9 protein-coding genes are annotated in these 12,915 nt (G+C 34.8%); 5 read left to right on the top strand and 4 right to left on the bottom strand.

Annotated elements, in window-relative coordinates; all coding sequences use genetic code 11:
* Positions 1 to 5 precede the first annotated feature (5 nt).
* Together CJF12_RS07740 and rpsA are read right to left on the bottom strand one after the other, a co-directional pair.
* Complete coding sequence (locus tag CJF12_RS07740) at positions 6 to 2,612, bottom strand: T9SS-dependent M36 family metallopeptidase (RefSeq protein ID WP_228379113.1); 2,607 nt, start codon at positions 2,610 to 2,612, stop codon at positions 6 to 8.
* A gap of 245 nt (positions 2,613 to 2,857) precedes the next feature.
* The gene (rpsA, locus tag CJF12_RS07745; protein WP_034686649.1) at positions 2,858 to 4,651 is read right to left on the bottom strand and encodes a 30S ribosomal protein S1; all 1,794 of its coding nucleotides are present in this window, start codon (positions 4,649 to 4,651) and stop codon (positions 2,858 to 2,860) included.
* Positions 4,652 to 5,345: 694 nt separating this feature from the next.
* Between rpsA and CJF12_RS07750 the strand changes: the two genes are divergently transcribed.
* Positions 5,346 to 6,653 carry a DEAD/DEAH box helicase gene (locus tag CJF12_RS07750; RefSeq protein WP_034686648.1) on the top strand — a complete coding sequence of 436 codons (1,308 nt, stop codon included), beginning with the start codon at positions 5,346 to 5,348 and terminating at the stop codon, positions 6,651 to 6,653.
* 116 nt (positions 6,654 to 6,769) lie between these two features.
* On the opposite strand, the gene CJF12_RS07755 is transcribed toward CJF12_RS07750, so the two are convergent.
* A complete protein-coding gene (locus tag CJF12_RS07755; RefSeq protein ID WP_034686671.1) occupies positions 6,770 to 7,663 on the bottom strand; it encodes an SMP-30/gluconolactonase/LRE family protein in 894 nt (297 codons plus the stop codon).
* 285 nt (positions 7,664 to 7,948) lie between these two features.
* Here CJF12_RS07755 and ccoG point away from each other — a divergent pair, with 285 nt between their 5' ends.
* Positions 7,949 to 9,397: a cytochrome c oxidase accessory protein CcoG gene (gene ccoG, locus CJF12_RS07760; protein ID WP_051887366.1), complete on the top strand. Its 1,449-nt coding sequence runs from the start codon at positions 7,949 to 7,951 to the stop codon at positions 9,395 to 9,397.
* Positions 9,398 to 9,399: 2 nt separating this feature from the next.
* Here ccoG and CJF12_RS07765 read toward each other — a convergent pair whose 3' ends face one another.
* Entirely contained in the window at positions 9,400 to 10,281 is an 882-nt protein-coding gene (locus CJF12_RS07765; RefSeq protein WP_034686647.1) for a helix-turn-helix domain-containing protein, read from the bottom strand.
* Between the two features lie 168 nt (positions 10,282 to 10,449).
* On the opposite strand from CJF12_RS07765, the gene CJF12_RS07770 reads away from it, so the two are divergent.
* From CJF12_RS07770 to CJF12_RS07780, 3 genes are all read left to right on the top strand, one after another.
* Positions 10,450 to 10,794 carry a MerR family transcriptional regulator gene (locus CJF12_RS07770; protein WP_034686646.1) on the top strand — a complete coding sequence of 115 codons (345 nt, stop codon included), beginning with the start codon at positions 10,450 to 10,452 and terminating at the stop codon, positions 10,792 to 10,794.
* A 182-nt stretch (positions 10,795 to 10,976) separates the two neighbouring features.
* The gene (locus tag CJF12_RS07775; protein WP_034686644.1) at positions 10,977 to 11,396 is read left to right on the top strand and encodes a copper resistance protein NlpE N-terminal domain-containing protein; all 420 of its coding nucleotides are present in this window, start codon (positions 10,977 to 10,979) and stop codon (positions 11,394 to 11,396) included.
* 241 nt (positions 11,397 to 11,637) lie between these two features.
* A complete protein-coding gene (locus tag CJF12_RS07780; RefSeq protein WP_316930828.1) occupies positions 11,638 to 12,906 on the top strand; it encodes a helix-hairpin-helix domain-containing protein in 1,269 nt (422 codons plus the stop codon).
* Positions 12,907 to 12,915: the final 9 nt, after the last annotated feature.

Genomic DNA, 12,915 nt, shown 5'->3' on the forward strand with positions numbered 1-12,915 from the left:
ATTACCTATTTTTTAACGATAACTTTAGATACCGCATCGAAGCCTAAGCCTTTTACTTTTACCATATAAGTTCCGTTGATCATTCTGTCTGTAGAAATTGCTTTTTTAGCATCCGGAGAAATTTTATCCTCGGAAGCTACCAACTTTCCTGACATATCATAAATTTCAACACTTACCTTACCCATTGTATTGCTTGGGAAGTTGATGTAAAATTCATTTTTAGCCGGATTAGGGTAGATCGAAATAGTATTACTCTTTACAGATTTTACTTCATCCGTTGCCAACAAAGGGCATTCAGCCGGGATAGAGAAATCTTCAACCTGATCATTAATATTGGTTTTAGATCCCGCACTTGCATTGACACCAAGGCCTCTTTTTGCAAAAGTTTTCCAGATCATACATCTGTCTTGTCCTTGGGTGGTAGCCTGCTCTGCTGCTAATATCGCATTTCTTCCATCAATAAATGTAGGATTACATGCCTGAAGTTTTAATGCATTCGTTACAAGCTGTAACACTCTTGAGCTACCATTAGTTGCATTCGCCGTTACATCTGAAGAATAACCGTATTTCGCAACATACTGCCAATGCAGATCCCACAACATACTTGCCCATATAAACCCTATAGAGTGCACATCCGGAACCAGATTTCCACTCTGATTGGTATATTCCATACCATTGGTATCTCCATAAGTAAAATTATTAATTGTAAAATCAGGAGAATATTTTGCAGGACGTATTCCTTGCCCATCCGTAAGCTCTCCTGATGCATAAGTTCCCATTCCTCTAGGAACTGAAGCATTATCTCCAGCCTTATTGGTTAACATCACAGCAAAGAAATCCGACCATCCTTCTCCCATCTGTTCTTTATCAGCTGAAGAACTCAAGCACCCATATCCGGTTCCTGTTAATCGGTTAGAAATTCCATGACCATATTCATGGATCACAATACCATTATCAAAGCTTCCATCCGGAGTAACACTTGTTGCCGGATCATTTTTCAACGTAACATTCACTGTTGCAGCAGCTGAAAGCTGTGTTTTAATATATTCACCCTCTCCATTTGCAATTAAAACGGAAGGAATGGTAATCGTGGTATCAACTCCCGACATATTACCGATAGTAGCTCCATTAACTGCATTATTATAGATAATAGCAGCAGTTGCGCCGGCATCTTGCAGATTTTTCGTTTTAATAACGAAAGAACAAGTTCCTCTTTCAACCAATCCTATTTTCCCGGTAAGTGAGCCTGCAGGTAAAGCCGAACATCCATCCAATACAGATAACAGCTGTACATTTCCTGTAACTCCTGTAGCATTTAATGCCGGACCAAATTGTGCAAATCCAGCTCCTGGCTGACGCTGAACTGCACTGGTAGGAGTATTATAAAAGAAAAGCCTGTTTTTTGCAGACCATAAATACATCTGCATTCTCGGATTATAGTTATCCGGCGGGCTTGAAAAATTGGCATTATTTGTACCACCGCCATCTTGTGCTTCAGCATATACAGAATCATCATCAAGACCGCCTAGTCCATAATTATTTTGCTGGAAATTCCTGGCAGATTCAGTAAAACCGAATTTATAGAAAACATCATGAACTCTATTACTGATATAAAATAAATTGGTAATAGCAGCACTTCGATTCGCTGTCGGACTACCATTAATACTGAAAGGAAAGTTAAAATTTCTGGAAGCTCCCCCGTCAGGAGAAAATCCCGGAGCATTTGTATTAGCGGTATCTTCATAAGCATACACGTTATTCCCTCTTGTAATGGTATAATTTGTTGTCCCATCTGAATGCCATCCGTCCGGCGACGATGCTATTATCCATGGATTAGAAATAACAGACCTTGAACCAAATGTTGGTGCTTCTATCGGAGTCGGAAATACATTGTAACTTGCCGGATCAGCCGCCAAAACAAAATTTTGTGATTGATGATTTTCAGGACCAACCCACGCATTACTCTTTATAGCCTCGGCATCGGAAACATACGCATCCGGTTTGAAGTTACAAGACAGTGTTAAATTATTTTTCTCAATAATATTTCCGTTATGGGCATCTACCAAAATATTCCAATAATTTGAAGATTTAGGCTCCATCACGATGTACTCATATGCTAAACGTAAATCTCCATGAGCATCATTAGCATAGACCAGCCTTTGTTTTGCTGTCTTTTTATTATCAGTACTTTTTTCAAAAAATCCCTGAATCTTAAAATCAGCAATATCAGGATTTCTAAGTTCGCTTGCCAATTTTTGTAAAGCAGCAGCTTTATTAATCTGCGCAGAATTAGAAGTAGACTGAGTATAGTTCTTTACAAAGTTATCTGTATAATATACAATCTTATCATTTTTGATCAATGCTGTTCCTACAGAGCTGTAAACAGGAAGCCCGTTATACGTTTGCTGGAACTTGACTACATCCCCATTCAAGGAGCCTGAAGTATCGACATTATCAATAATGAAATTATTAAGGTCCGACTTTTTATATTCTCTTATTTTATTTTGAGAAATATAATCCTTAATAAGTCTTTCTTTATCTTGAGAAAATAAATCGGAAGACTGAAATACTGCGAATACAGCAAAAAAAACAGATAGAGTTATCTTTTTCATATACATTAATAAAGTCGCTAATTTACAATTATTTACTATTCAAAATCTATTTTAGATAATTTAATTATAAAAAATAAACTAAATAAGTAAAAACATACTATTCAAAGCAATTTAACAACTTCACAACACACCTGTTTATTGATTAAAATATCAATTCACATTGTTTATTTGTATTGAAAAAGTGATAATACAAATAAAAAAAGCCACTCTTTCGAGTGGCTTCATGTATTCATAATGAATGAAGATTATTTACCTTCTTCCATTTTTCTTTTTAATTCTGCTAATGCATCAATATCTCCAAGAGTTGATCTTTCTTCGTTAGAAGAAGATGAAGATGCAGAAGATCTATTGCTAGATTCTTTTACATTTTTCTTTTCTTCATCTCTGAAGATTCCAGTGTGAGATACTACTACTCTCTTGAATTCTTTGTTGAATTCAATTACTTTGAATTGAGCTTCTTCACCTTTTTTGATTTTAGATCCATCTTCTTTCTCTAATAATCTTGAAGGACAGAAAGCTTCAACCTCAGCATCTTCGAATTGTACAGAAGCTCCTTTATCGTGAACTTCTACAGCTTTACCAGCGTGAATAGTTCCTTCAGCATATTTAGTTTCGAATTTATCCCAAGGGTTTTCAGTCAATTGCTTGTGACCTAGAGATAATCTTCTAGCCTGGATATCTAATTCAAGAACGATAACATCTAATTTATCACCTACTGCACAGAATTCAGATGGGTGCTTGATTTTCTTAGTCCAAGAAAGATCAGAGATGTAGATTAAACCGTCGATACCTTCTTCTAACTCTACGAATACACCAAAGTTAGTGAAGTTTCTTACAGTTCCTACGTGCTGAGATCCTACAGGGTACTTAGTTTCGATATTTTCCCATGGATCTTTAGACAATTGCTTGATACCAAGTGAAATTTTTCTTTCTTCTCTATCTAAAGTTAATACTTCAGCTTCTACTTCATCACCTACTTTTACAAAATCACCAGCAGATCTTAAGTGAGTAGACCAAGACATTTCAGAAACGTGGATCAATCCTTCTACACCTGGAGCGATTTCTACAAATGCACCATAATCAGCAAGAACTACTACTTTTCCTTTTACTTTGTCTCCAACTTTCATGTCAGCAGAAAGAGCATCCCAAGGATGAGCTTCTAATTGCTTCATACCTAATTGGATTCTTGTTTTCTCATCATCGAAATCAAGGATAACAACTTTTACAGTTTGTCCATCTTCTAAGATTTCAGATGGGTGGTTCACTCTAGACCAAGAAAGGTCTGTAATGTGGATCAATCCATCTACACCACCTAAGTCAATGAATACACCGTAAGAAGTAATGTTCTTAACAGTTCCTTCAAGAACCTGACCTTTTTCAAGCTGAGCGATGATTTCTTTTTTCTGACCTTCGATATCTGCTTCGATCAATGCTTTGTGAGATACTACTACGTTTTTGAACTCAGGGTTGATTTTCACAACTTTGAACTCCATAGTTTTACCTACAAACTGATCGTAATCTTTAATTGGCTTAACGTCAATTTGAGAACCAGGTAAGAATGCTTCGATTCCGTGTACGTCAACGATCATACCTCCTTTAGTTCTTGATTTCACAAAACCGTTAACGATTTCTCCAGTTTCGTGAAGTTCGTTTACTCTATCCCAAGCCTTAAGCGTTCTTGCTTTTCTGTGAGATAATTGTAATTGTCCAGTTTTGTCTTCTCTTCTGTCAACCATTACTTCTACCTCATCACCTACTTGTAACCCTTGGTTGTAACGGAATTCGTTAAGAGAAATAACACCTTCTGATTTGAAGTTGATGTCTACGATAGCTTCTTTATCAGTTAATCTAACTACTCTACCCACTAAAACGTCATTATCGTTTAGGCTGTTTAGAGATCCGTTGTAGATTTCTTCTAAATCACTTTTTTCTTTTCTCGCATCTGCATCAAGACCTGATTCGAAAGAATCCCAATCAAATTGTTCTGGTGCTACGTTTTGGTTTAATAAAACCTCTGCTGAATTTGTCTCTTTTGACATTTTCTAATAAAATTTGTATTCCTTCTTTTTTAATGGTTTGAATAAATGTGGATTTAAAAAATACGGAAGTAATTAATTTTTAATATTTTACCTTTTCAAACCTTGACCACAAAAAGTGGGTGCAAATATACGAAGTTTTTTTCACATAACCAATACTTTTACTCTATACAATATCAGACCTAAATAACTGGCTGTCAAATCTATTATAAAAGATTAAAGGATTTAAAAATTGAAAGATTGGAATATCTTCACACAACTTCTAACATCCATTTTCTAACTTCCTTTCTTTTGGGAGCTGCTTCCCGCTATCCGCTCATACTCCTTGTGCTGAGCATTTCCAGTGCTCGCTGTGAGGTTACTGCTTCTGTATGGTTTTAACAACTCCATCTGTTGCGTAAGGTTTTAATGTGATTGTTTCTTCGCTGAGCTCCTCGCAATGACAGAGCTATTAGGTCTAGCCCCGATTGCAGTGGAAATCCTTTTTTGAAAAAAAAGATTGCAACGAAAAGCGGGAAACAGCTCCAAAAAAACAAACAATAAATAATTGGTAATAATATATATGCTTCACTTCCTCCAGAAGTCGAAGATTAGACCTAGTCAATAACAATAGTATCCATCCAACCTTAATCCCGACACTCCAAACTCGAATCCCGAAACTCGAAAACCTGCCACCTAAAATCATTATCTTTGCAACATGGAATTAGAATCAATTTACCAAAAACTGCAGATTCAGGATATGAATCAGATGCAGAAATCTACTTATAAAACCACTGAAAACAATACTGACGTTGTTTTACTTTCTCCTACTGGATCAGGAAAGACACTGGCTTTTTTATTTCCCGTTCTTAGAAATCTTAAAAAAGATGCTTCCGGAGTTCAGGCATTAATCCTGGTTCCTGCAAGAGAATTAGCTTTACAGATAGAACAGGTTTTCAAGTCGATGGGAACTGATTTCAAAGTTTCTGTCTGCTATGGAGGGCATGATAAAAAAATTGAAATCAATAATCTAATTGAAGCTCCGGCAGTCTTAATAGGAACTCCAGGGAGAGTTGCCTACCATCTTAGAAATAAAAACTTTACCGCTAAGACGATCCAGACATTGGTCCTGGACGAATTTGATAAAGCATTGGAATTAGGCTTTCATGATGACATGGAATATATTATTAATTCTCAAGTAGCCCTTTCGCAGCGTATTTTAACTTCAGCCACAGCAATGGATGAAATCCCTGATTTTACGGGCTTGAAAAATGAAAAGGTAATTGATTTTTTAAAATTAGCCGAAGCAAAACCTGATATTCAATTAAGAAAAGTAATGACCATTTCTGAGGAAAAACTGGATACTCTTTTTAATTTGATTTGTAAAATAGGGAATAAAAGAACATTGATTTTCTGTAATCACCGTGAAGCAGTAGACCGTATTTCAGACCTTTTACATGAAAAAGGAATTGACAGAGAAACTTTCCATGGTGGAATGGAACAGGATGAAAGAGAACGAGCATTGTTAAAGTTCAGAAATGATTCTGCAAGAATTTTAATCACTACCGATTTGGCGTCCCGCGGATTGGATGTTCCTGAAGTAGAATCTATTGTTCATTATCAACTTCCTTCACAAGAAGATGCCTTCATCCACAGAAATGGACGTACTGCGAGAATGAATGCTAAAGGTTTCGCTTATTTGATTATGACTGCGGAAGAAAAATTTCCTTTCATCAAAAACAATACGCCTGAAGAAAGTGTTTCCGGATACGACAAAGTTCCTGAAAAAACACCTTTTCAAACGGTATACATCAGCGCAGGAAAGAAAGATAAAGTGAATAAGGTGGATATCGTCGGATACCTGATCAAAAAGGGCGAACTTCAAAAAGAAGACATTGGTCTAATCGAAGTAAAAGACACCACTTCCTACGTTGCGGTTTCAAGAAAAAAAGTAAGTTCCTTATTGAAAAAATTAGCGAACGAAAAGCTAAAAGGCAAGAAAGTTAAAATGGAAGTAGCTTACTAATACATAATAACGTTACAAGTTACAACGAAGCCATCTCAGTTTAAAAATTCTATGAATTGATTATTCTGAGATGGCTTCATCACTTTAATCCTCATAATGAGTTTTAAAAGTTTTCTTTATTTTGTCCCTTTTACTCTGGTTGGCAAGATATATACTGATTCTGATGCAGTAATAAATAAGACATGGTTATTTTTTCCTCCAAAGGTTACATTCGACGTCCATTTTTCAGGAATGGGAATCTGGTATATCTTTTTCCCGTCCCTATTAAAAACACTGACTCCATTACCGGTTAAATACAGATTACCATGTTTATCCAGGGTCATTCCATCAGAACCCATTTCACAAAACAACCTCTTTTCAGAAAGTTGTCCCTCCCCTAAAATATCATAAACATATGTTTTTCCGGCATCTATATCCGAAACATATAGTTTTTTATACTTCTCACTTCCTGCAATCCCGTTAGGCTGTGTAAACGTATCAAGTTTAGTAACTTTCCCCTCTTTACTTCTATAATACAGACTTTTATGGGGTATTTCCTGTTCGAACCCTATCCAATAATCTCTTTCATACAAAGGATCAGTAAAATACATTCCACCAAAAGAATCTCCCCAAAGATCATTGGGACCGTTAAGCCTTTTTCCTTCGAAACCTTTCAATATAATCTGTATTTTTTTGTCCTTGGAAATCTTCCAGATCTCACCCTGATCATCAGAACAGGTAATCAGGTTATCGTCTTTATCGAAATGTGTTCCGTTAGCTCTTCCCGTTTTATGTAAAAATTCTTTAATCTCATTGGTTTTCCAGTTCCAAAAGTAAATTTTATCATTAGGCTGATCCGTAAAATAAACATTCCCTTCCTTGTCCGAAGATGGTCCCTCTGTAAAACTGAATTTACCAGAGACCTTTTCTGGCCTTACATCACCATAAAACATATTAGTATAATTTACTGATTTGCAATTTAGTAATACTAAAACCAAACCAATCCAACTTATTTTAAAGAGATTTTTCATTCTATCTTTTTTAAAGCATGCAATGTACAACATGAAAACTAAGATTCAAATGATATTCTCTCAATTTGATACATTAATATATATATATCAATTTTCTCTAATAAAGCCCTGGGCTTTTCATCATCAAAACTTATAAAATGTCCTAATTATCCTATTCTATAAGTAGATAATATTAGTTCCGGAAGCTTTTAATCAAGAGCTTTGCATGAAGAAAACCATGGGAAACTTTTTATTATACAGGATTCAAAATAAGACATTATTTAAGTTGATATTTAAACAGAAGCAATGAATACAGAAACCAATTCTACACCTATTCCTGTTCCTTCCATAGAAAATGAAGCTTTCCGAAATTCAGTAGGAACAATGGACGATACCGGAAAAAGAAAATGGGTATTCCCGAGAAAGCCAAAAGGAAAATATACCAATTACAGAAATTACACAAGCTATGTGCTGCTTATCTTATTCTTCGGTTTACCATTTGTAAAAATTAATAATAATCCGTTTTTGCTGATTAATGTAATTGACAGAAAATTTTTCATTCTGGGACAACCTTTTTACCTTCAGGATTTTTTCATCTTAGCCTTGGGAGCGGTTACTTCAGTTATTTTCGTTATGCTCTTTACGGTAGTATTTGGAAGGATTTTTTGTGGATGGCTTTGTCCGCAAACCCTTTTTATGGAAATGGTTTTCAGAAAAATTGAATACTGGATTGAGGGAGACCGAAATAAACAGATGAAACTGGAAAGACAGGATTGGGACGCTGAAAAGATCAGAAAAAGGGTAACAAAATGGGGCCTATTTATATTGATTTCATTGCTTATCACTCATTTTATGTTTATGTATATTGTTGGTTACGATGACGTTTTCCTAATCATGAGTGAAGGACCTGCGGAACATTCATTAAAGTTTATAGTGATGCTTTCATTTACAGCCATTTTTTATTTTACATTCGCATGGCTTCGGGAACAGGTCTGTACTTTAGTCTGTCCTTACGGAAGATTACAAGGAGTTCTGATTGACAAACAAACCATCAATGTATATTATGACTTCAAAAGAGGGGAAAATCGTTCTAAGTGGAGAAATGGTGAGGACAGAAAAGCTGAAGGAAAAGGAGATTGTATAGATTGCCAGCAATGTGTTGTCGTATGCCCTACAGGTATTGATATAAGAAATGGTCAACAACTGGAATGTATCAATTGTACGGCGTGTATTGACGCTTGTGATGAAATCATGGAAAAAGTAGGTCTTCCAAAAGGATTGGTGCGCTATGCCACTGAGGCAGAAATTGAAAACCGGACTCCTTTTACTTTTACTTCAAGAATGAAAGTAACCACCGTCTTCCTCGCTTTACTGATTGGGTTTCTTGGATTTTTAATGTATGACCGTGGTTCTATGGAAGCTAAATTCATTAAACCTGCCGGTTCTACTTTCTTTACTAAAAACGGAAAAATAACCAATACTTTCATTTATACGTTCCTGAATAAGACAAATGAAAATAAAGTACTGACCATTAAAGTCATCAGCCCTCAGAATGGAGAGATCACTTTCTTTGGTTCGGATAAAATTATTTTAAAAGGAGATCAGATCCTGAAGGGCAATATCAATATTACATTTCCTGAAGAAGAAATGCGATTCTCCAAACAAAATATTGTTATTGCTGTAATTGATCAAAACGGAAAAGTTGTGGACTCTTATGAAACGACTTTTGAAGGACCTTTTAAACTGATGCTGTAATATTAAACCTTGTATTTCTTTATAAATTGTGTGGGAGTCATTCCGGAGCTTTTCCGGAATACTCTTACAAAATAAGAATACTCTTCATATCCCAATCTGAAAGCAATATCAACTAAGCTTTCATCAAGATACATCAACATTCTTTTTGCTTCAAGAATCACTCTTTCAGTAATAACCTCTGTAGCTGTTTTTTGAACTACAGTCTGGGTAATCCTGTTTAAATGCTTAGAGGAAATATCAAGCATATCAGCATAATAAGAAATCGATTTTTCTTTTGTATAATATTCTTCAAGCAGATTTTCAAACTCCTGATAATGTTTAAAATAAGAAACAGTTGCCCCCGAACTCAGGGTATCATAATTTTTCGAAAACAATCGGGAAGCATGAATGTATACCTTAGTAATCAGCGAGAGTATCAATCCTTCTTTCATCAGGTTCTGGGTATTATATTCTTCCTGAATTTCTTCAAATTCCGTAATCATTTTTTGTAATTCCAAAGTTTCCAACTGAAGTTTTCGGGAAGAGACGATAGAATTGAAAAAAGGAAAATTACGAAGGTGTTGATTCACATAATGCATATCATAATATTCCTGAGAGAAAAAAAAGATATATCCGTCTGTATCATCTGAAAGTTCCCAACTGTGTACCTGACCCGGTGACAGAAAGAAAAGACTTCCTTCAGAAACATCGTATTTCTGGAAATCGATCTCGTGGATTCCTTTTCCTTTTGTAAAAAGAACAGTAGCGTAAAAGTCATGACGATGGGGTTTCTCAATATGTTTATGACTGGAAACCAGGTGATCTTTCATCGTATTGAAATAAAAATCGGAAGAATTCTTACCTGCCTGAAAAAGATCAATATGAAGTACCGATATAGAACTCATCCTTATTTTAATTTACCCCAAAAGTAAAAAAAGTGTTTTATTTAATCGCATTAAATATACCTGAGAAATGAAAGTAATAAAAAAATAAAAATGGTTTAAAACTTATTTAGAGCCTATACTTGTAATACATTTTAAAAAATTTTATCTTTGAACTCTAGGATTCGTAAAATGAAGATAAATTTACCTGATAAACTGTATTATTCAATAGGAGAAGTTGCAAGAGCATTTGATGTAAATACTTCACTGATACGTTATTGGGAACAGGAATTCCCTATCATAAAACCTAAAAAGAATAAAAAGGGAAACCGGTACTTTACTCCTGAAGATATTAAAAATCTTCAAATCATCTATCATTTGGTTAAAGAGAAAGGATACACTCTGGATGGAGCGCGAATTGCTTTGACCACCAACAGCAAAATTTCTGAAACCGTAACCATTATTGACCGGCTTGAATTTGTAAAAGCTGAACTTTTAAAGCTTAAAGATTCTCTTACGGAAAAAGATACAGAATAGTTCCCCTGCTCTGATCCATTTAAAAATTACATCATTTTTCTTTTAAATAAAAAGAATCTGAGGATGATTATAAATTAGCACGGAATATCAATCACTTAATGTATGAATGGGTTACTTTCATTAGGTTTCACCAGTTTTGGCATTGTTTTAGCAGTAGGATAATTTATAATTAAAACCTCATTATGAAAAAATTATTGTTAGCAGCTAGCTGCGTATCATTAATCGGATTAACTACTTCTTGTGCCACTATGAAAAAGCAAAAAGATGCAATCGTTACAGCAGTTACAAGCTCTACATTTAATACAGGAACATACAAAGGAATGATTCCTACAGGAAGTTCAAAGCAAAATGTTGAAGTTACTTTCAACGCAGACAATACATTTACATTAGCTGAAACATTCCCAGGAAGTTCAGAGCCAATGTCAAGTACAGGAACGTGGAAATATGATAAAAGCTCTAATAAAGTGATTTTGATTTATAAAAATATCGCTGATAGAGTAACAACGTTTTCAATCGTTAATGATAAGACTATCCAAATGCACAGCGGTAGTGCATGGACTAAAGAAACTTCAGGAACTGAATACAATTTGGTACGTCAATAAGAAAGTTTACAATTAAATTACAAAATACAATCCTCAAAACTAATTTTGAGGATTTTTTTATGCCTTTTTATAAAGGATAAGGGTATTAAGTGCCCTTTTACACATTAAAATAATTTATCATAAGCTCTTTTCAAGTTTATTTTTAAAAAGAAAAAATGAGTAAAAAAACAATTCCGACATTGTTAATCAATTTTTCACCTTTTTATTATTAAACATTTTATTTTATGATTAAGTTTATCTTATGATGAAAAAAAGCTATTACCAAAAGGTGGCATTCTTAGGTATATTGCTGCTGATTTTGTTTATCTTCCAGAAATACACCAGTCGGGAAAAAGAAAATTTTCCTGTAACATTTATTGCTGAACGTGCCAATACCATCCCATTATCAGATTTTAATCCTAATGAACTTAATGATCAACAATGGAAGAATCTAGGGTTTTCAGAAAAACAGGTTTTGACCATCCTGAATTACAAAAAAATTATTGGGGGACACTTCACTTCAAAAGAACAGATAAAAAAATGCTATGCCATTTCGAAAGACAAATTTCTGGAACTGGAACCTTATATTTTACTTCCGGCGAATAATCAGGAAGCTAAAGCTTATTCTTTCCGGGCTCCGGAAAAAAAATCAATTATCATATCTAAAAGATTCAACCCGGATCATCTGTCAGCGAATGACTGGATGCAAATCGGCTTTAGTGATAAACAGGCATCAGCCATTTTAAAATATAAAGCATATTTAGGAGGCAGCTTCATCAGCAAAGAAAAATTCAGAGAATGTTTTATCATCAATGAAAAGAATTATCAGATATTAGCCCCCTATCTAATTTTACCTGAAAAAACACCTGCTCAACATACTGAACACAAATTAAAAGCTAAACTTCAGCCGTTTGATCCCAATACGTTAGATGTGAATGGCTGGCTATCTTTAGGGTTTTCACAGAAGCAAGCTCAGGTTATTGTTCAGTATCGGAACAAAAATTTAAATGGCTATTTTAAAAATTCTGAGGACCTCAAAAAGTGCTTTGTGATATCAACTGAAAAATTTGAAGAACTAAAACCCTACATTAGAATAAATCCGGTAAACAGCACTGAAAACAAATCGAGAATCAATCAGGAAAAAACAGATTTTTCTATAGTTGATTTAAACTCCATTACTTTTAAACAACTTCTGGAGTTCGGATTGGATGAGAAAAGTGCGGGTTCAATTATAGGCTTTAGAAAAAAGCTAGGTGGTTTTGTCAATAAACAACAAATCCTTGAAACGTACAATATTGATAAGGATCAGGTTCAAAAGCTCATTACAACATGTCCGTTAAATGCTACAGGCATTGCCAAATACACATTGGTTACAGCCCCGGAAGAATGGTTAAAAGGCCACCCCTATTTCAAATACTCTGCGGATAAAATTATTTTCTACCGCATCAGTCATCCCGATGATAAAAAAATATGGAGCCTTCTTAAAGTAAAACCGGAATATGAAGCGAGAATGAAATTGTATTTGAAATAGCTTTATTTG

Source organism: Chryseobacterium piperi, assembly GCF_002285635.2.
GTDB classification, from domain to species: Bacteria; Bacteroidota; Bacteroidia; order Flavobacteriales; family Weeksellaceae; genus Chryseobacterium; species Chryseobacterium piperi.

Excerpts from the sequence above, each read along its gene's own strand:
- ccoG (WP_051887366.1), top strand. The coding sequence starts at position 7,949 with ATGAATACAGAAACCAATTCTACACCTATTCCTGTTCCTTCCATAGAA.
- CJF12_RS07750 (WP_034686648.1), top strand. The coding sequence starts at position 5,346 with ATGGAATTAGAATCAATTTACCAAAAACTGCAGATTCAGGATATGAAT.
- CJF12_RS07755 (WP_034686671.1), bottom strand. The coding sequence starts at position 7,663 with ATGAAAAATCTCTTTAAAATAAGTTGGATTGGTTTGGTTTTAGTATTA.
- CJF12_RS07770 (WP_034686646.1), top strand. The coding sequence starts at position 10,450 with ATGAAGATAAATTTACCTGATAAACTGTATTATTCAATAGGAGAAGTT.
- CJF12_RS07765 (WP_034686647.1), bottom strand. The coding sequence starts at position 10,281 with ATGAGTTCTATATCGGTACTTCATATTGATCTTTTTCAGGCAGGTAAG.
- CJF12_RS07780 (WP_316930828.1), top strand. The coding sequence starts at position 11,638 with ATGATGAAAAAAAGCTATTACCAAAAGGTGGCATTCTTAGGTATATTG.
- CJF12_RS07740 (WP_228379113.1), bottom strand. The coding sequence starts at position 2,612 with ATGAAAAAGATAACTCTATCTGTTTTTTTTGCTGTATTCGCAGTATTT.
- rpsA (WP_034686649.1), bottom strand. The coding sequence starts at position 4,651 with ATGTCAAAAGAGACAAATTCAGCAGAGGTTTTATTAAACCAAAACGTA.
- CJF12_RS07775 (WP_034686644.1), top strand. The coding sequence starts at position 10,977 with ATGAAAAAATTATTGTTAGCAGCTAGCTGCGTATCATTAATCGGATTA.